This is a genomic window from Fulverythrobacter ferritrahens (genome assembly GCF_020539485.1).
GTDB classification, from domain to species: domain Bacteria; phylum Pseudomonadota; class Alphaproteobacteria; order Sphingomonadales; family Sphingomonadaceae; genus Andeanibacterium; species Andeanibacterium ferritrahens.
On record NZ_JACDXU010000001.1, the window covers coordinates 1,512,538 to 1,531,494 of the forward strand.

General features: G+C 63.2%; 14 protein-coding genes. 4 read left to right on the plus strand and 10 right to left on the minus strand.

Annotation, left to right across the window (positions count from 1 at the left end; translation table 11 throughout):
- Positions 1 to 8: 8 nt before the first annotated feature.
- Genes H0274_RS07285 through H0274_RS07300 form a run of 4 tightly spaced genes read right to left on the minus strand, consistent with a single transcriptional unit; the run spans position 9 to position 4,066 of the window.
- Complete coding sequence (locus H0274_RS07285) at positions 9 to 1,622, minus strand: FAD-binding oxidoreductase (protein ID WP_226794248.1); 1,614 nt, start codon at positions 1,620 to 1,622, stop codon at positions 9 to 11.
- 4 nt (positions 1,623 to 1,626) lie between these two features.
- Positions 1,627 to 2,031, minus strand: a complete 405-nt coding sequence (locus H0274_RS07290) for a hypothetical protein (RefSeq protein ID WP_226794249.1) — start codon at positions 2,029 to 2,031, stop codon at positions 1,627 to 1,629.
- Complete coding sequence (locus tag H0274_RS07295) at positions 2,028 to 2,480, minus strand: c-type cytochrome (protein WP_226794250.1); 453 nt, start codon at positions 2,478 to 2,480, stop codon at positions 2,028 to 2,030. The genes H0274_RS07290 and H0274_RS07295 overlap by 4 nt, the downstream gene beginning before the upstream one ends.
- Positions 2,477 to 4,066: an FAD-binding oxidoreductase gene (locus tag H0274_RS07300; RefSeq protein WP_226794251.1), complete on the minus strand. Its 1,590-nt coding sequence runs from the start codon at positions 4,064 to 4,066 to the stop codon at positions 2,477 to 2,479. Before H0274_RS07300 ends, H0274_RS07295 begins: the two co-directional genes overlap by 4 nt.
- A gap of 311 nt (positions 4,067 to 4,377) precedes the next feature.
- On the opposite strand from H0274_RS07300, the gene H0274_RS07305 reads away from it, so the two are divergent.
- From H0274_RS07305 to H0274_RS07320, 4 genes are read left to right on the plus strand one after another with little or no spacing between them, the layout of a single operon-like run.
- Positions 4,378 to 4,971, plus strand: coding sequence for a hypothetical protein (locus tag H0274_RS07305; RefSeq protein ID WP_226794252.1), 594 nt, complete (start codon positions 4,378 to 4,380; stop codon positions 4,969 to 4,971).
- Entirely contained in the window at positions 4,968 to 5,588 is a 621-nt protein-coding gene (locus H0274_RS07310) for a MotA/TolQ/ExbB proton channel family protein (RefSeq protein ID WP_226794253.1), read from the plus strand. The genes H0274_RS07305 and H0274_RS07310 overlap by 4 nt, the downstream gene beginning before the upstream one ends.
- Entirely contained in the window at positions 5,588 to 5,977 is a 390-nt protein-coding gene (locus H0274_RS07315; RefSeq protein WP_226794254.1) for a DUF2149 domain-containing protein, read from the plus strand. The genes H0274_RS07310 and H0274_RS07315 overlap by 1 nt, the downstream gene beginning before the upstream one ends.
- Complete coding sequence (locus H0274_RS07320) at positions 5,955 to 10,067, plus strand: cobaltochelatase subunit CobN (protein ID WP_226794255.1); 4,113 nt, start codon at positions 5,955 to 5,957, stop codon at positions 10,065 to 10,067. The genes H0274_RS07315 and H0274_RS07320 overlap by 23 nt, the downstream gene beginning before the upstream one ends.
- 78 nt (positions 10,068 to 10,145) lie before the next feature.
- Here the strand turns inward: H0274_RS07320 and H0274_RS07325 are convergent, their stop codons facing one another.
- From H0274_RS07325 to H0274_RS07350, 6 genes are all read right to left on the minus strand, one after another.
- The gene (locus H0274_RS07325) at positions 10,146 to 10,934 is read right to left on the minus strand and encodes a hypothetical protein (protein ID WP_226794256.1); all 789 of its coding nucleotides are present in this window, start codon (positions 10,932 to 10,934) and stop codon (positions 10,146 to 10,148) included.
- A 383-nt stretch (positions 10,935 to 11,317) separates the two neighbouring features.
- Positions 11,318 to 12,403, minus strand: a complete 1,086-nt coding sequence (locus tag H0274_RS07330; RefSeq protein WP_226794257.1) for a hypothetical protein — start codon at positions 12,401 to 12,403, stop codon at positions 11,318 to 11,320.
- Between the two features lie 116 nt (positions 12,404 to 12,519).
- A complete protein-coding gene (locus tag H0274_RS07335) occupies positions 12,520 to 14,487 on the minus strand; it encodes a TonB-dependent receptor plug domain-containing protein (protein WP_226794258.1) in 1,968 nt (655 codons plus the stop codon).
- A 244-nt stretch (positions 14,488 to 14,731) separates the two neighbouring features.
- Positions 14,732 to 16,183 carry an efflux transporter outer membrane subunit gene (locus H0274_RS07340; RefSeq protein WP_226794259.1) on the minus strand — a complete coding sequence of 484 codons (1,452 nt, stop codon included), beginning with the start codon at positions 16,181 to 16,183 and terminating at the stop codon, positions 14,732 to 14,734.
- Positions 16,184 to 16,191: 8 nt separating this feature from the next.
- Complete coding sequence (locus tag H0274_RS07345) at positions 16,192 to 17,766, minus strand: DHA2 family efflux MFS transporter permease subunit (RefSeq protein ID WP_226794260.1); 1,575 nt, start codon at positions 17,764 to 17,766, stop codon at positions 16,192 to 16,194.
- Positions 17,766 to 18,932, minus strand: coding sequence for an HlyD family secretion protein (locus H0274_RS07350; protein ID WP_226794261.1), 1,167 nt, complete (start codon positions 18,930 to 18,932; stop codon positions 17,766 to 17,768). Before H0274_RS07350 ends, H0274_RS07345 begins: the two co-directional genes overlap by 1 nt.
- Positions 18,933 to 18,957: the final 25 nt, after the last annotated feature.

The window sequence follows — 18,957 nt, forward strand, 5'->3', positions numbered from 1 at the left end:
AATTCGCCTCATTTGCGGAACCTCCGGGGCCAGATGCCGCCGCGCCCGGGCGCGACGATCCCATCGGGATCGATCGCGTCCTTCAACTGTTCGTGGAAGCGGCGCAGTGCATGATTGTTGAAGCTGTAAGTGTCGGCCACATCGTCCTGATAGATCGGCGCGGCGCGGTAATCGCCCCAGCCATGTTCGGCGGCGACTGCCACGGCCTTCTTCATCGCGGCATGGACCTCGGCATTCAGCGCCGGATCGTCATGCTTCACCGAAGGCGCGAACACCATCTGGAAGGCGTAGCTGTGCCAATAGAGCGGCGCGGTAGTGGCGTTGAAGAAACGCCCGGCCAGCGGAAATTCCCGCAACCCGTCACACATTGCGCGCTGCATTTCGAACACCGCCTCCCCGCTGCGCGGCAGGACAGGGAAGAAGCCGACATGGCCATTGCCGCTGACGATCCGCCAGATGCCAAGACTCGGCACGCCCAGTGCGCCATAGCGGCGAATGCCGGTCTTGTAGGGCTGCGTCGTGTTAAGCAGCTGTTCCTCGGTTGCGGGCAGCGGGAAGTGATCCCCGTCGATTGCCTTGGCGCCGGGAATGTCGGCCAGGATACGCTGCTTGGCATATTCCCAATTCTCGCGCGTCGCCGCTTCCGGCCCGAAGAATTGCAGGTCTACCTGCCAACTGGGCAGGCCCGCCTTGCTGGCGGCCGCGTCCATTTCCGCATCGGAGGGACCGCCCTGCCTGGTGGCCAGCGCGTAGAACGCCTTGTCGCCCATCAGCGCGGCGAGCGGGCTGCCATAGACCGCCTCCCCGATCAGCGAGCTGTCGGACAGATAATTCACATGCTCCACCAGCTTCACGAAATCGCGGCGGCGCGGCACAGTGATCAACCCGGTGCGATAATATTCGGGCAGCGGCATCAGGCGGAAGCCCATCTTGGTGACGATGCCGAAATTGCCCTGCGCGAACAGGCCTGAAGGATCGGGGCCGAAGCCGTATTTATATTCCTGCCAGCTCTGCGATCCGGGCAGCGCGCCCATGCCCGTGCGCATCACTTCGCCATTGGGCAGGACCACCTCCATGCCGCAGCTTGCGCCGAAATGGTCGCGGAACTGGGGCATGGTGTAACCGATGCCGCGTTCCAGCGAATTGCCGATGGGGCTGCCCCAACCCGGATCGGGGCAGTCGATCATCACCTTCAGGCCCTTGTCCTTGATGTGACGATAGAGGTCGAAATAGGAAACCCCCGGCTCCACCAGTGCAAAGTGGCGCTTGTCGTCCACTTCCAGCACGCGGTTCATGCGCTTCAGGTCCAGCACCACGCTGCCGGTGACATTGGGCGAAGGGCCGCCATAGCCGAAATTCTTGCCGGTGGAGATCGGGAAGAGCGGCACCTTGTAGCGCCCCGCGATCCGCACGATGGCCTGCACCTGCTCCACATCGGCAGGCGCAACGGCGGCGGAGGCATGGCGCTCCTCCGCCTGGTTCCAGACGGGCGAGAAGCTGTCGCGATAGGGGCCAAGGTCGTCCTCGCTGGACCAGACCCAGTCCGCGCCTACCGCGCCGCGCAGTTCCTCAAGAAAGCGCGCGAAATTCGCGGCGTCGAGATCGGGGGGGAGCACTGCCACCGGGTCAGCCCTTCTTCACGCTGGGATGAACGGGCGCGATCACCCAACTGATCGGCCCATCCATCCTGCCCGAACGACCGGGCATATCCTTGCGGCTCACCACCCGGCGGCCGCGATCCCACGAAAGCGTTTCCAGCACGAACAAGGCGTCGCGCCCGGTAATGCCGCCCAGCACGAAGCCCGGCTTGCGCCACAGCGGATCGAGCGTTTCGAACCACAGCTGCGTCACATCCCCATCGAAGCGCAGCACCCGCACTCCGCCCGGATTGGCGATGACGCCGGGCGCATGGCGGCTATCCACCACCAGCGCGTCCAGCCCTTCGGGCACCGCTGCCATGGCGCGGGCGGAACCGCCCACCAGTGCGGGCACAACTGCGCCCCATTTCATCAGGTCACGCCGGCTGATCATTTGCCTGCCCCCTTGGTCTTCACATCATCCGGATCGACCCCGCGCTGTTCAAGCGGAGCGGTGAGGAAATCGGTCAGTCTGTCGAGCTGCGCGTCGCTGATCTCCGTCTTGCGGAAAGGCGCCATCCAGGCGACGCCGTTGCGCACGAAATAGGCGATCGTATCCTTGTCCATATCCTCTCGGTGGACCAGAGCGGCAGGCAACTCCCCCTCATACTTCACCCGCAGGGCCGATGTTCCGGCCAGCTTGGGATCGGGCGCATGACAGGGGGCGCACCAATGTTCATAGACCGCGCGGCCTTCGGCCAATTGCGGCGAAGTCTTGCCCAGCGTGGGATCGCCCTGCGTCATCATGCCGGGCGTCTTTGCAGGAGAAGTTCCGGGCTGCGCCTGCAGGGCATAGCCGCCCGCCAGCGCCAGCGCGCCCAGCGCGATATAGGCCGCCTTCATGCGTGCCTCCCGTCGCGCAGATGCTTCGGCCAGACGCCATAGCGCCCGGCGGAAAGGATACCGTTGGGATCGAGCGCATCCTTGATCTTCTCGTTCACCCGGCGAAGCATGTTGTTGTTGAAGCTGTAGGCATCCATCACCGCATCCTGGAACGCGGGCGGGCAACGATATTCGCCCCAGCCATGTTCGGCGCAGATCTGGATCACCTTCAGCACGGATTCGCGCAGGCGGCGGTTCTTCTCCTTGTCCTTGTAGACCGGCACGGCCGCGAACAGCACGAAGGACCGGGTCCAGCAGGTCACTGCCGGGCTGAACATGAAGAGCGGCACGTCATGTTCCGCGCAGGCCTGCCGCATCACGCGGTTGGCCTTCACAAAACCCTTGCCGCTGCGCGGGATGATGGCGGAAAACCAGATATGCCCGTCGCTGGGATTGAAGTCCCCGAAGCCGCGCGAGCCGACCGAGAAGATTTCCATCGATGGAATGCCGAAGCGGTTCTTCTGGATCTTCTCCATGTCCTCCGGCCGCAGGGGCAGTTTGACGAACTGGTTTTCCTTGAACTTCACCCCTTCGAAATGGGCGAAGCGTTCCTGCACATATTCCCACTGCGCGCGTATCACCTTTTCGGGGCCATAGAACACCATCGATCCGCGCCATGCGGCAAGGCCGGTTTCGCGCACACGGCGGTTCATTTCTTCCGGCTCGGGGATTTCGGCGAAGATCAGCGGATTGCCCGATGCCAGCACCGGCGATCCAATGGAGGGCATACCGTTGAAGATGTTGCCATATTCAAGCTCGTTGAACAGATCGACCAGCGGTTCGATATCCTCGAAGCGCTGCAATTCCACCGAACAGCTCATGTAAGCTTCGGGCTGCGGGAACAGCCAGAAGCCCATCTTGGTGACCACGCCCAGGGAGGATTGGCGGAACAGTCCGTCAAGGCAGGGGCCGATGCCCATCTTGTATTGCTGCCAGGTCTCGCTGCCCGGCAGCGCACCCATGCCGGTGCGGAACAGCTCACCATCGGCCATCACCGCCTCGATCCCGCATTGTGCCTCGAAATGGCCGCGATAAGGCGCCGCCGTATAGCCGCCGCCGGAATCCAGCGCATTGCCGACCATGCTGCCCCAGCCCGGATCGGGAACGTCGATCCACAGCTTCGATCCGGTTTCCTGCAAATGGCGATACATGTCGAAATAGGACACGCCCGGCTCGACGAGACAGGAGGCGTTGCCCTCGTTCACCTCGATGATGCGGTCCATCCGCTTCAGGTCCAGCACCACGCTGCCCGAATAGACAGGGGCGGAACCGCCATAGCCAAGGTTGCGGCCGGTCGAGACGGGATAGAGCGGAATGCCCCGCGCATTGGCGGCGCGGACCACGGCCTGCACTTCCTCGACCGTCTTCGGCGCAACGGCGGCGGAGGCGATCCGCTCGTCCTCCTCGCCCCACAGCACCGAATAGAAATCGCGATATGTGTCCACGTCGGGATCGGAGGTGAAGACCCACTCCTCCCCCACGGCGGATTTCATCTCGGCGATGCCGTCAGCGAAAGTGACGGCCGAAACGCCCGGCGGTGTGCGCATATTGTCCCTCCCGGACCGGGCACCATTCCATTGGGCCGGTCGATTTATGTGATTGCATAAATTCCGCACCGCCGGGCGTCAAGCAGCCGGGGCAAATAGCTTCAGAACTCCCGGGTTTCCGGGGATTTCCTCCGCAATTGTTACGTAAAATCGCCGTTACATTACCGTAATTAACTTGCCGCGCGCGCGAGACGGAATAGCTCGCATTTCATCAGTCGCGCTCAGGGCGGCTCTTCGAGAGGAACGGAATTGTCAGGCCATAATGCCGCGTTGCGCCCGCGCAGCGGCGCAGCGGCAGCCGGGAACTGACCGTGCTGCTTTCCGCATCCGTATCGGTGATCTGGCTGCTCGCCATGCTGGCGGCTGCGGCAATGCTGCGCGATGTCCGGCAGACCTTTTTCGATGCGATCAAGATTGGCCTCGGCTTTACGGCCACGCTGAACCTCGCCCTGATATTCAACCCTCAGCCTAACTGGATCGGCGTCCTTGTCGGCCTGCTGGCCAGCTGGCGCCTTATCGCAGGGCCGATGCCCCGCATGGCCGGAGTGATCGGAGGCGCCTGTGCGGCACTGGTCGCGGCCTTGCAGATCGGTGGAGGAATTCCCGGTATGAAGGCCGCTGCCGTGGCGGGCGGAGCGCTTGCCTTCGCCTTCCTGCTGGTCCGACCGGGCTCCGCCAACAGCCGGACCCGCATCGGCATTGGCAGTATCGCGTTGCTGCTGGCGGCACTGGGCGCGCCCTTGGCTGGGCTGCTCGGCGACCTCCTCTACGGATGGCAATCGGCCACCATGCTGGCTCAGGATGCCACACAGCCCCCTGCCCCGCCGCCGCCCGCATGGGCTCTCGCAATCACTGGGCTGGCGCTCGCCGCCGGCCTGTTCAAGGGAATGTGGATCAAGCGATGAATTTCTCCGAAGTCCTCGAAAACGGGCTCTTCGCATTGGGGCAGGTTCTGCGCCTGCCGGTGATGTTGCTCCTGTGGGTCTGCGTCGCGGCCACGCTGTTCTATGTCGGCTGCAACCTGGTAGAGGCGATCAGACGCAGCCGGGAGCGGTCCGGCTTCGATCTGAAGCAATGGCTGCAGGAAGGCCGGGTTCTGGATATTTCGGAGGAACGCCGCGCCGCCCTGCCCGCCAATCTGCGCGCCATGCTGGGCTCGATCCAGCAGCTCGACGCTGCCAGAGCCCTGCACCATGGCGGGCTGGAAAATGTGGTCGCGGAATATGAGGAACAATTGCGCCACGGGCTCGACGGGCCGCGCGCACTGGTCAAGGTCGGCCCCAGCCTCGGCCTGATCGGCACGTTGATCCCGATGGGCACTTCGCTCGCCGCCATGGCAGGCGGGAACCTCAACGCCATGGCCGGGCAGATGGTGGTGGCCTTCACCAGCACGATCATCGGCCTTGCCACGGGCACAGTCGCCTATGGGCTGGTAGTGCTGCGCCAGAGCTGGAGCAGCGCCTCGATCCGCGAACAGCGTTACCTTGCAGAAGTGATCGCCGCCGAAATGGAGAGCCAGTGATGGGCCGCTTCATCAAGCTCGCCGCGCCGGAAGAACCGCCCGAGGAAGATCCGCTGGCGGGCGTGGCGAATTTGTTCGACGCCTCGATCGTGTTCATCGTGGGCCTGATGATCACCCTGTTCTCCGTCTACAACATGGGCGACCTGATGAGCGGTGAGAGCGAGGTCACCATGGTGAAGACCGATGCCAATGGCATGCAGGAAATCATCGTGAAGAAGGGCGAGACCATCAAGGCCTACAAGATGACCAACGCCACCGGACAGGGCGATGGGGAGCGGCTGGGCGCGGCCTATCGCCTCGCCAATGGGCAGATCATCTATGTGCCCGACGCGGAAACTCCCGAAACCGAAGGCAAGCCCGCCGACAATGCCACTGCTCCGAACCCTTAAGGCCCTGCTTGTCGCCCTGCTGTTGCTGCCTGCTGCCGTCCATGCGCAGCAGACGGCACCCGTGCGGCTGGGCTATGTCTTTTCGGACGGGAATATCCCCGGCACGCTGGCGGCCTTCCGCAAGCTGATGGAGGAACGGCCGGACCTGAAGGGCAAGGTGGAGCTGCAATTCCTGGCGGAATCCACATTCGATGACGTGGATCCGGCCAAGATCGCCGCCAGCGATGTGCTGATCTACGATATCATGAACGAACAGATGCTGCGTCGCTTCGACGAGGAGAAGCAGCTCGATCTGGTGAGCGCGGTCAGCAAGAACGGTACGGTGCTCGGCGTCGGTCAGGGCCTGCAAAGCGAGGAATTCTTCGCCAATCTGGGCGTTACATGGGTGCCGCGCGCTCGCGCCTATTGGGAGCATGGCGGGCCGAAGAACCAGCTCGCCCTGATGAAACTGGCGCTGGGCAAGGCCGGGATCGCCGGTTTCGACGCCTTGCCCGATCCTGAGCCTTCGCTCGATTTCGGCTATTACTACCCCGATGGCGAGACCGGCCGCGTCTTCGCTACCTGGGACGAATTCCAGAACTGGCGTGCTGCGAATGGCAAGCTGCGCCCCGGCGCCCCCCGCGTGGCCGTGGGGTTTTTCAAGGCCAATTACTACACGGGCGATACCGGCCTGCTCGACGCCCTGATCGCGGAAGTGGAGCGACGGGGCGCGGAAGCCGTGCCGGTGTTCGGCTATCCGGGCGCCGTGGCCTTCCAGAAGCTGCTGAGCGAAGGCAAGGATGCGCGCGCCGATGTCGGGCTCGGCCTGTTCTTCCAGTTCAACGACGCGGACTCGGCCAATGTGCTGCAAGGGGTCGGCATCCCGGTGCTCAACCTCATCAGCCTCTATGGCCGCAGCGAAGAGGACTGGCGCAATTCGCCGCAGGGCCTTTCCGCCTTTGAAGGCACCTTCAACCTCGCCTCCCCGGAACTGGCGGGAACCATCGCACCGACCGTGGTGGGCACGAAGGAGAAGGTGCTCGATCCGCTGACCGGGCTCAATTCCGTCATCACCAGCCCGATCCCCTCACGCGTGGAAATGGCTGTCAGCCGAGGGCTGAAATATGCGGAGCTTTCACGCAAGCCAAACGCGGAAAAGAAGGTCGCGCTGATCTATTACAATTACCCGCCGGGCAAGGCGGGCATCTCCGCAAGTTATCTTAACGTGGCCGAAACGCTGGCCAATGTCCTGAAGCGGATGGAGACGGAGGGTTACGACATCGGGGGCCCCGGTCCCTCGGCAGACGAGGTGCTGGAGCAGATCACCACCAAGGCACGCAATATCGGCAGCGATGCACCGGGCGAGCTGGAAGAAATGATCGCCCAAGGCGGCGCAAACCGCGTGGACGTGGAAGATTACCGCAAGTGGCTCGATGCCCTCGCTCCCACCCTGCGCGCCAAGATCCTGAAGGACTGGGGCGATCCGGCGGACGGCAAGCTGATGACCGAGCGCCGGGACGGCCGCGTCAACCTGATCGTGCCGGGCGTGCAATTCGGCAATGTAATGCTGATGCCGCAACCCAACCGGGCCTGGGGCGAGGATCTGGAAAAGCTCTATCACGCAACGGACCTTGCCCCGCCGCACCAATATGTCGCCGCCTATGCCTGGCTGCGCAATGGCTACAAGGCGGATGCGGTGGTGCATATCGGCACGCACGGCACGCTGGAATGGCTCGACGGGCGCGATGCGGGTCTGGGCGAAGAAGACGCGCCCGATGCCCTGATTTCGGACCTGCCGGACCTCTACATCTACAATGTCGACGTGGTGGGCGAAGGGCTGGTCGCCCGAAGGCGCGGCATGGCCACGCTGGTGGATCACATGGTGCCGCCCTTCACCGAAGGCGGGCTGACGGAAGACCTCGCCAAGCTGAGCGAATTGCTCAACGACCACACCAAGAACGAGAGCAAGAACCCCGAACTGGCGCGCATCTATGGCAGGCAGGCCCGCGAGCAGGCAGTGAGGCTGGGCGTCGCCAAGGATGTGGGGCTCGATCCGGACTTGGAATGGACCGACGCGCAGCTTCATCAGGTGGAAGATTACCTGCTGGAATTGCGCGGGCAGATCATCCCCTATGGCATGCACGCCTTCGGCCGCACCCCGGTTCCGGAAGCCGTGGACAGCACGGTGAAGGCGATCATGAGCGTGGACCGCTCCGCCCTGCCCGATGTGCAGCAGACCTTCGCCGACGACATGCGCCAGCGCATCCTCAGCTCCGGCCCGCGTGAGCTGGACAGCCTGATGCTGGGCCTTGCCGGGCGCTTCGTGCCCGCAGGCAAGGGCGGCGAGCCGGTGCGCAATCCGGATGCCTATCCCACCGGCGCCAATTTCTACGGTATCGATCCTGACAAGGTGCCCAAACCCGCTTCGTGGGAAATGGGCTCGAAGCTGGCCGAGGAGATGCTCCAGAAATCCTTCCGCAAGAACGGCAGATACCCCGCCAAGGTCTCCTTCGTGATCTGGGGGGACGAGACCATGCGCCATGAGGGCGTGCTGGAATCGCAGATATTCTACCTGCTGGGCACCAAGCCGGTGTGGGATCCGCGCGGCAAAGTGGTGGGCGTCGATGTGATCCCGCGGGAGCAACTCGGCCGCCCCCGCGTGGACATCGTGATCGCCTCTGCCGCCGAAGGGCTGTTCAACAACGTCACTCGCCTGATGGACGAAGCCGTGCAGAAGGTGAAGGCGCTGGACGAGGCCGACAATCAGGTCCGCCAGCATTATCTCCAGATCAAGCAGGCGCTGATCGAGAAAGGCGTGAAGCCGGAAGATGCGGACAAGATGGCCGGCGTGCGCATCTTCGACGAGCCTCCGGGCAGCTACAACCTCAACACATCCGGCATCGTGGCTGCCAGCGGATCGTGGGATGACGAGGCGGGCTTCGCCAATGACTACATCCGCAAGATGGGCCACGGCTATGGCAATGGCTATTGGGGCCAGCCCATGCCCGATGTGTTCCGGCTGGCGATTTCCGGCACCGAAACCATCGTCCATTCCAACTCGACCATGCTTTACGGCACGCTCGATAACGATGACATGTTCATGTATATGGGCGGCCTCGCCTCCGCCGTGCGCAGCCTTGATGGCACTACGCCGGACCTTCAGATCACCGACACGCGCGATCCCGGCAAACCGGCCATGACCGGCCTCGATACCTTTATCGGCCGCGAATTCCGTTCCCGCTACGTCAACCCCACCTGGATCGAGGGGATGCAGAAGGAAGGCTATGCCGGCGCAGGCGCGATGCGGGAATTCGTGGAATATCTCTGGGGCTGGGATGCCACCGCCAGCGATGTGGTGGACGATGCCATGTGGCAGGAAACCTACGAAACCTACGTGCTCGACAAGCGCAACATGGGGATGAATGCCTATTTCGAGAAGAATTCCCCCTTCGCCTATCAGGACATCACCGCCCGCATGATCGAGACGATCCGCAAGGATTACTGGAAGGCGGATGAGGCGACCCGCAGCAAGCTGGTCAGCGAATATCTGGAGAACGTCACCACCCACGGCGTCAATTGCACGGAAGTGTCCTGCGGCAACGGGCGGCTGCTGGAATATGTGATGCAGGAGGCTCAGCGCAGCGGCGTGCCTGCCGCCTCCATCGCCAAGGCCCGCGCCTCCTTCGAGAAGGCAATGGGTCGCTCGATCGAAAGCGCAGCGCAGGAACTGCGCGCCTTCGCCAGCCGCAACGATGCTCGCGAAGCGGCAGAGCGCCAGCAAGCCCGCGATCTGGTGGCCCGCAATGCCCCTGCCCAGCCGCAACAGGCAGGCGCCCCGAGCAAGACGCCCTCGCCCCGTTCGCAGCAGGCTTCGGCGCCATCCTCCGCGCAGCAGGAGCCCGACGGCAATGCGCCTTCCAAGGCGCCACCGCTCAGCGGGCAAGTGATGGCGGAAGAAGACCGCACGCCCACCATCCGCGCACCGCAGCCTCCGGAACTCCCGGCGCTCTCGGCAGGAAATCTCCTGTGGCCGGCGGCGTTGTTCCTGCTGTTGTTGCTGGGCTGGAACTGGCGGGAACGGCGGCTGGGTGCCGCCGTGAATGCTGCCTAGGCGGTATCGGGCAGGTTCATTGCCTAGGATGATCAGTTTCTCCGTCCGTGAGGATGGAAATCGCTGTTTTGAGTGTCATCATTTAATTTGGTCGAATGGAATGATGCCCTTTTCTTCAAGGAGCATACGCTGAGCATCGGCGTAGCGGTGCGCAAATGCTTCTCTTTCAGCCTTTGGCCTCGCAAAGTAGTCCCGCTCCAAATTCTCCCAAACACCGCCTTTGGCCGCTGGCTCTTCAACCTTTGTCAACCAGTCGAACCAATGGCCAATCTCATGCAGAAAGGTTCTGTGGAGCTGGGTGTTTCGTGCAGACGATGCTGTCACGGAAATGCTGAATTTCCGCCCTAATCTTTGAACATCATGCCCATCGGCCCGAAGTCGATCCAATTCCAGGCTATCATCTTGATCTAATGATGTGCTCCAGATCAGGGGCTTGCCGACCTGGATTGCGTCGAGAAAGATCGCCGGCCCCTTCGCAAGGGGTCTCCCCTTGGCAGTCGTTATTTCGGAGTAATAAAGCAGCCGGCCCCAGACAGGGGACAGGATGAGTTGTTTGCGTGTGGGTTGGCGAAAAACAAATGTCTGCAATCCCGCCCAGTCACTTTGAGGCAATGCCTCGAGAACGCGCAATACATCGTAAACTGTGCAAGGATGAAAGCAGTCCAGAGTATTCGTTTCGATGATAAAACGAACCTTTCGATCAGCAATTACACGATCTTCCACACGATGATCACTAATCCGATCAAGCCAGTAAAGACCATCGCTCCTACTGGGGATCACAAGTGCATTGTTCTGGCCATGCCCCTGCTTCGCTGTGCCGATGTTTCGGTTGCGGCGTGTCGGATTTCGATGCGAATGCATGATCATACAATGCCATAGGCTGTGCGCTGGGCCAACGGCGGCTTTGTTGTCGTGAGCGGACAGGCAGCTTCAAGAACTAGTCGTCGCACACTCCGCCAGAAAACACTTTCCTACATATCCCGAAATCGGTTCTATCCTATGCAATGGACCGCCCTGCACCCGCCCTACTCCGCCTGTCTGAACCTCATGCGCGAACGCCGTGCCCGCCCCCACCAACCGCGCACGAAAGCCCGAAACGAAAGGTTACAGTCAAGCCCGCGCTCGGCGCCGGGAAATGGCTTAAAACAGGGAAAAAAGGGACTGACACGCATCAAACAAAACTGGGCATTTCCCCATCCGAAAAGGTGACACATCCACATCACCCCAATCCTGACACTCGCCCGAACAGCCTAGGGATCGAAGCGGGCGATCTGCGGGAGCGACCAGATAGCCTGTGCATGACCGCCCGTCTCTTCCATCTCGTAATCGTTCCAGGCGACCAGAAACCCCTTCCCACTCGCACGGATGACGGGAATGGAGGATTTGCCGGAGCCGGTGGAAAGCTGGTGCGCAGCGCCCAGCGGCTGGCCGGCACTATTGAAGCCTTGCGCGAAAATGTGCCGATCGCTGCCTACCTCATCGCTCCACACAAGGCCGACCCGGTCCCCGTTCCAGGCGAGATAGGCGCCGAGGGACTCCCCCTCGCCATGGGTCACCCGGATCGGTGGGGGCATAGGCCCGGCCAGGAAATCCGCGAGCAGCCCAATGGAAAGATATATCTCGCGATTGCCGTCTCGCTCGTCGAACCAGGTCAGTGCGGCGATGCCTGCCTCGTTCACCTGCAGATCGGGATAGAGCGAGGCATTGCCATCATCCGGAGTGAGCTGGACCGGTCGGGCGCCCTTCGCTGTTACCTCGATCAGGTGCAGTTCGTTTGCCTCCCTCGCGCCCGCTGCATCATAGGCAATGACCATTGCCCCGCCCGCCACAGTGGCATTGAGGTTCCACGTATCGCGATCTCCCCGTCCCACTTCGCGCGGAGCGGCCAGCGGCTTCCCCGCAAGCGAGAACTCGCGATACCAGATCGCCGGATCGCGCGCGGATGTGGCTTCGGACGGCTGACCGATCCATGCGACCAACAGCCGGTCCCCGGCAAGGCGAACCACCGGATTGCGGGACCAGTCCGCCCCCAGCTCCAGCGGCACCAGCCATTCACGCTGCCCGGAGGCGTCCAGCCCGGCAAGCCAGCCGGAAAGCTCATTGGTGAAGGGGTTCTTCTGATACCATGCCGCCACGGGAGAGCCCCCCGCAAGGATCAGGTCAGGCTCATAGGCGAAAGCCTTGCCTTCGCTGCTCAGCCGGATCGGAGAGCCTTGCATTGCGCCCTCCACGCCGAGCGGCTGGAGATAGATCGCGGATTCCTCCCCTACCCCGCCATGCCACGCTGCCCAACTGGCCTCGGGCGAGACGGCCAGGGTCAACTCATATGCGAGCATCTCCCCCGGACTCGCCGCCGGGGGAGACACATGCGCACAGCCTGCCAGCGGCAGGAGAAGCGGCAGCCAATGCCGCGCAGCCAGCGACGATGGAACCATGGGTCCGGCGAACCCGGTCAGAACCGGGCGCTGATGCCAGCGTAGGCCGTAGTGCCCGGCGTGGCGAAGCTGAACACTTCCTCGTATTTTTCGTTGAGGAGGTTCTCCACACGGCCGGAAATCGACAGTCCTTCCAGCAGTTCATACCGCGTGCTGAGGTTCACCAGCGTGAAGGGCTTGAGCGAGACCGTCACCGGCACCCAGCTCGGGTCGGTATAGGCCACATCATTCGTCCGGCCGTTGTAACGGACTGTCAGCGTGGTGGAGAAACGGTCATCCTTGCTGAACCACGTGGCATTGAAGCTGGCGATGTCGCCCGGTCGGCGGACTTCCTCCACCCCGTTTTCCTCGGCTTTGAGCCAAGTGTAGGAGGCATCTATCCGCAGTTGCGGCATGGGACGGGCGGCGAGAAACACTTCAACGCCGTGCTGCCTGGAATCCGTCATGCGGTTGCCGGGCGTCGCCACGTAATCGGGCGCGGGATAGGTCGTATATATCTCGTGCTTCAGCGTGGAATCGAAATAGGTCGCGCCCAGCGTCACCTTGCCTGCGGCGAAGCTCTGCTCCAGCCCGGCTTCCCAGCCTTCGGATTCCTCAGGCTTGAGGTTCGGATTGCCGATATAGGTTCCGTCCACATAGCCGTAGAGTTCGAAATAGCCGGGGTTCTTGACCCCCGTGCCATAGGCGCCCCGCACGCGCGTTCCGGTGGGGAGGCGATAACTGCCCTGCACGCGCCAGGTGGTTGCATCCGCGAAACGGTTATTGTCATCATGCCGGATGGAGGCTCCGGCCGAGAATGCCCCCGCCGTCAGCTCATATTGGCCAACCAGCCCGACATTGTCGGTATTCCGCTTGCCGGTGAAAACCCATGGCGATGAGGGCGAGGTATTCTGGAACTCCTCCCGCTCCACATCCACCGCGCCCGTCAGGCGGTGCGAGATCGCATCGGTGCCGAAGCGGAAGCTGGAAACGAAGCTGCCCTTGTAGCGGCGGCCCTTGTCGCCATTATCCAGCCCGGCGGCGGTATAGCCATTGCGGGTCGTATCCGCGAACTGGCCGGTCAGGATGTTGCTCCAGCGCCCGTCCAGCGCGGTCAACTCAGCCGAGAGCAGGCCGTAAACCGCCTCGTTGACGTAATGGACGCCGGGGCTGTCCTTCGTATAGCCGAAGAGCGGGCTGGCCGGATCATCGTCGCTATCGTTGGTATCGACATCGCTATAGCTGTAGCGCAGGACGCCGCGGAGCGTGAAATTGTCGCCCGGAGTCCAGTTCACCTTGGCGCTGGCGCCAACGCTGGTGGAACCGATATCGCGGCTGCCGCCCCGCGCCGTGGGATAACCGTTGGTGTTGTAGAGGCTGCCCGAAACAGCGTAGTCGAAATCGTTCGAAGCGCCTGCAACGCGTACCGCACCGCTCACCGTGCCGAAGGAACCGGCCTCGCCCCGCAGGCTGATACCCGCCGCTTCCCGGCCCGAAAGCGTGATGTAATGGATCACCCCGCCGATCGCGTCCGAGCCATAGAGCGAGCTTTGCTGGCCGCGCAGCACCTCGACCCGTGCCGCAGGATCGGCGATCAGCGTACCGAAATCATATTCACCCATATAGGGATCGGCAACTTCGATCCCGTCAACCAGCACCAGCACGTGATTGCCCTCGGAACCGCGCAGGCGCACCTGGGTCTGCGCGCCCACCGCACCCAGGCGGCTGACCGACACACCGGGAACGTCGCGCAGAATATCCGATACGATGCGGGTCTGGCGCTCCTGAAGGGCCTCATTGTCCAGGATGGTCACCGAAGCGCCCAGCTGATCGGCCCGCACGCCTTCGCCGGATCGGGACGCCGTGACGATGATCCCCCCGCCCTGATCCTGTTCGATCTGCCCGGCTTCATCTGACTGCGCAGAGGCAGTCTGCGGGACAAGCGCCCAAGCCAGCGCTATTCCTGCGGCGGACCACCACCCGTTCCTGCGGATCACGCCGTCCATCCCCATTTCCATCTCCAAAGACCGAATATCACGATGCCGGCGTATTCGCGGCATGTGGCCCAACGTGCCGCCCGGGACGCTGCCTTGGCGGGGGGATCGCCACTATTCGCATGGCAGGTAAGTTATTTACGGTAATTGGGGGTGTTACACATGTTACACAGTCCATATCGTTACCGGACCGACAGTGCGCAGGTGCAGCCGGCAGTGGCCGACTGCACCCAATTTCAAAACCTATCCTTTGAATTCAGTTGGCTTCCGACCAGCCCAGCCCAAGGGCCTTCTGCAAGGTGATGAAATCGATCGTCAGCTGCGCGCGGGCCTGAGTAAGCGATTGCTGCGCGGCATTATGCGCCAGTTCCGCCTCCAGATATGCGGGCTTGCCACTTGCGCCCAGATCGAAGCGCTGGCGTTCCAGTTCCTCGATCCTGGCCGCGCTGGCTTCCGCGCGAGCAAGGCTCGCCACTGTCTCGCGCGAGGCTCGGAAGGCTGCCAGCGCATCCTCCACATCCCGCAGGGCGCCAAGCACGGTGCCGCGATACATCGCCTCTGCCTGATCGCGTCGGGCCTCGGCCTGGCCAACCTGCGCCTTGGCCTTGCCGAAATCGAGCACGTTCCACTGCAGCATCGGCGCGGCGATGGCGGTGAAATCGTCAAGATGCGTGAGATCCTCCACCCGGCTGCCGCCGATACCCAGGATGCCCATGAAGCTCAGACGCGGGAAGCGAGCGGCTTCGGCAACGCCGATCCGCGCCGTCTCCGCGGCCAGACGACGCTCCGCCACGCGGATGTCAGGCCGGCGCTGGATCAGGTCTGCCGGATTGCCCACGGCAATGCTGGCGGGCGGCAGCGGAATGGCTGCTGGGCGTTCCAGCAGGGGATCGACCGCCCCCGGCACTTCGCCCGCAAGAATGGCCAGCGCATTGGCATAGCTATCCGCCTGGGCCTTGAGCGGCGCGACCTGTTGGCGTGCCTGTTCCAGCGCGGAATGGGCGCGTTCGACTTCCACCGAAGTCCCCGCCCCCAGCTCGAAACGCTGGCGGGCGAAATCCGCCAGTTCCTTGCGCTGCTTCACGGCCGCCTGCGCAAGGTCGAGCCGCTGCTGGCGATCGCGATATTCGAGATAGGCGCTGGCAACGGCAGATGTCAGGCTGACCCGCGCGTCCTGCGCGCTCGCCTCCGCGCCCGCCAGTTCAGCGCGGGAAGCCTCGTCCTTGCGCCGCTGTCCGCCGAAAAGATCGATTTCCCAGGCAGCGTTGAGGCCCAGATTGAAGATATTGGTAGAAGTCGTCCCGCCCGATTGCTCGGTCGTGGCAGTATCGCCTTCCTGCGAGCCGCCGCCGAGATCGGGGATACGGACATGGGCGGCAACGCCCATCGCTGAAACCGACGGCTTGCTGCCCGCCTTTTCCACGGCCAGCGCCGCACGTGCCTGCCCGATGCGGGCGCGCGCCGCGGCCAGGTCGGGATTGCCCGCCAGGGCACGCTTTTCCAACTCGTCCAGCACGGGATCGCCCAGCGCGGTCCACCAGTCGGCCAGAGCCGGCTCGGCCTGCGCGAAGTCGCTCACGCCGCGCACATAACCGTCCCCGCCCGAAGCGGAGCCCAGCGCAGGCGGCCCGGCATAATTCGGCCCGACGGTGCAGGCCCCGAGGCTCAGCAGGGCGGGAAGGATCAGGTAGCGGTTCGAATATCGCATCTGTTATCTCAATGGGCCGGAGCGGCGGAAATGTCCTTGGGCAGCGGCTTCAGCAGCAGGACAAGCGGAGTGACCATCAGGATGCCCACCGCGAGCAGCCAGAACATGTCGTTATAAGTCATCACCAGCGCCTCGCGGGTGATGGAGCCGGAAATGGCGCGCAAGGCCGCTTCAGGCCCGCCCAGCATCTGCGCCATGCCGGAAACATGCTCCTGCACGGCAACGCTGTTGGCCTGCATCGTTTCCTCGATGCGGCGCGAATGGAACCACAGGCGCTGTTCCTGCACCGTGGCAATGGCAGCCAGGGCAAAGGAGCCGCCAATATTACGCGCCGCATTGAACAGGCCGGACGCATCCCCCGCATATTGCGGCGGCACGGAAGAGATCGCCGCCTGATTGAGGAAGAGGAAGGCCAGCACCGTTCCCACGCCACGCAGCAACTGGGAGTCCACGAAATCTCCGCCCACGGAGTTGGCAGTGAGCGCCGTATCCACCCAGCAGCTGAGCGACAGGATAAGCAGGCCAGCAATCACGGCAAAGCGGATGTCCAGATATCGCATCATCAGCGGCGCCAGGAACATCAACATCATCGACGGGATGCCGGAGATCATCACTACCTTGCCCGCCTGAAGGGCGTTGTAATCCGCAATCGAGGCCAGGAATTGCGGGATGACATAGGAGGTGCCGTAGATCACCATGCCCAGCATCACCGCCATCACCACCACCGCACCGAATTGTCGGTCAAACAACAGGGCAAGCCGGATGATCGGGCTCTTCGAGCGGAATTGCCCCACGATCATCATGGCATAGCCGATGGCGGAAACCACGGTCAGCTTGATGATGAGAGAGGAGGAGAACCATTGTTCGCGATTGCCTTCCTCCAGCACCACGGTCATGCAGCCCAGACCCACGGAGAGGCCGACCAGACCCAGCCAGTCCGCATCCTTGAGCAGTTCGGGCCGCATCTTCTCGTTCGGCAGGCCGACCAGCAGCAGCACGACCAGAAAGGCACAGATCGGGACGTTGATCAGAAAGGCATAGTGCCAGCTGAATTCCTCGGTCAGCCAGCCGCCCAGCAGCGGCCCGACAACCGGTCCAAGAATGGCCGTCACGCCGAACAGCGCAGTGCCGATGGGCTGCTGATGGCGCGGCAGGCGCGTGGCGATGATAGTCATCGCCGTGGGGATCATGCCACCGCCGGCAAGGCCCTGCCCCGCACGGCCGATGATCATGGTCGTCAGATTGTCGGCAATGCCGCACAGCACCGAAAAGGCCGTGAACAAGGTGGCCGAGATCAGCAGGAAGCGGCGCAGGCCCAGCAATCGCTCAAGCCATGCGCAAAGCGGCACGACGATGATTTCCGCGACGAGGAAAGAGGTGGCGATCCACGTGCCTTCCGTGCCGCTGGCCCCGATCTCGCCCTGGATCGTGGGCAAGGCCGAATTGACGATCGAGATGTCCAGTGTGGCCATCATCGCACCCAGCGTGCCAGCCATCACGGCCAGCCATGCGCTGAGATCGGCATTTGCGGGGCGCCCGCTCTTGGCGGCGGGCGCATCCATCGAGGTGGCGGCGGAAGCCATTACTTCTTCGCCTGCTCCAGAGCCTTCTGTTCACGCTCGATCTTCTTGAGCGCATCCTTGGCCGAACGCGTATCGACCGAGACATGAACCGACATGCCAGGCAGCAGCAATGCGCGGGTTTCCGGTCCGGCATCCACTGCAATCCGCACCGGAATGCGCTGGACGATCTTGGTAAAATTGCCGGTGGCGTTCTCGGGCGGCAGCAGGGAGAACTGCGCGCCGGTGCCCGGAGCGAAGCTTTCCACCTTGCCGTGCAGTTCCACGCCTTCCAGCGCGTCCACCTCGATCTTCACCGGCTGGCCGGGGCGCATCAGGCCCACCTGGGTTTCCTTGAAATTGGCCGTGATATAGAGTTGTTCGAGCGGCACGATCGACATGGTGCGCGCACCCGGCTGCAGGAACTGGCCGGGCTGCACGGTCTTGTTGCCGATCCGGCCCGCGATGCTGGCACGCACCACGGTGAAACCGAGATCGACTTCGGCCGCAGCACGCTGCGCCTGGCTGCCTTCCGCCTGAGCGCCCGCCTGCGCGATCTGCGCCTGCAGGGTGGCCACACGGCGCTGGGCGCTCACAAGGTCCGCCTTGCGGGCTGCAAGCGCGGCTTCCGCGCGCTCATACTGGCTGCGCTTTTCCGCGAAAGTCTCGCGCGATTCAGCACCCGTGGCGGCAAGTGCTTCGTAACGGTCACGAATGATCTTGGCGAAGCGCAGGTCGCTTTCTGCGGACACGAGCCGGGCCCGGGCGCCGTCCACGGCGGCGAGTTGCTCGGCGATCTGGGCGCGCAGCCCTTCGGCGCTGGCCTTGGCGACATCGATCTGGGCCTGCGCCTGGGCGACCTGGGAGCGATAATCGCGCGGATCGATGCTGAACAGCGCATCGCCGGCTTTCACGGCCTGATTATCGGCGACGAACACCTTTTCGACATAGCCGGCTACCTTGGGAGCCACGATCACCGCGTCGGCCTGCACATAGGCATCGTCCGTGCTCTGCTGATAGCGGCCGACCATCCAGAAATTGGCGAACCAGCTCGCACCCAACACCAGCGCGACAATGCCAACGCCCAGCAGGACAATCCGCACTCCCCTGCGCTTGAAGGGGGACTGCTTCGGTTCAGTTACAGACGCGGCATCGTCTGCACCGAGATCTTCGGCGGTGGGGCTCGTCACTGTCTCATGATCCTTTCGAACGACT

Coding starts and splice junctions, on each gene's coding strand:
- H0274_RS07290 (WP_226794249.1), bottom strand. CDS start 2,031: ATGATCAGCCGGCGTGACCTGATGAAATGGGGCGCAGTTGTGCCCGCA.
- H0274_RS07295 (WP_226794250.1), bottom strand. CDS start 2,480: ATGAAGGCGGCCTATATCGCGCTGGGCGCGCTGGCGCTGGCGGGCGGC.
- H0274_RS07325 (WP_226794256.1), bottom strand. CDS start 10,934: ATGATCATGCATTCGCATCGAAATCCGACACGCCGCAACCGAAACATC.
- H0274_RS07315 (WP_226794254.1), top strand. CDS start 5,588: ATGGGCCGCTTCATCAAGCTCGCCGCGCCGGAAGAACCGCCCGAGGAA.
- H0274_RS07345 (WP_226794260.1), bottom strand. CDS start 17,766: ATGGCTTCCGCCGCCACCTCGATGGATGCGCCCGCCGCCAAGAGCGGG.
- H0274_RS07340 (WP_226794259.1), bottom strand. CDS start 16,183: ATGCGATATTCGAACCGCTACCTGATCCTTCCCGCCCTGCTGAGCCTC.
- H0274_RS07300 (WP_226794251.1), bottom strand. CDS start 4,066: ATGCGCACACCGCCGGGCGTTTCGGCCGTCACTTTCGCTGACGGCATC.
- H0274_RS07310 (WP_226794253.1), top strand. CDS start 4,968: ATGAATTTCTCCGAAGTCCTCGAAAACGGGCTCTTCGCATTGGGGCAG.
- H0274_RS07330 (WP_226794257.1), bottom strand. CDS start 12,403: ATGCTCGCATATGAGTTGACCCTGGCCGTCTCGCCCGAGGCCAGTTGG.
- H0274_RS07335 (WP_226794258.1), bottom strand. CDS start 14,487: ATGGACGGCGTGATCCGCAGGAACGGGTGGTGGTCCGCCGCAGGAATA.
- H0274_RS07320 (WP_226794255.1), top strand. CDS start 5,955: ATGCCACTGCTCCGAACCCTTAAGGCCCTGCTTGTCGCCCTGCTGTTG.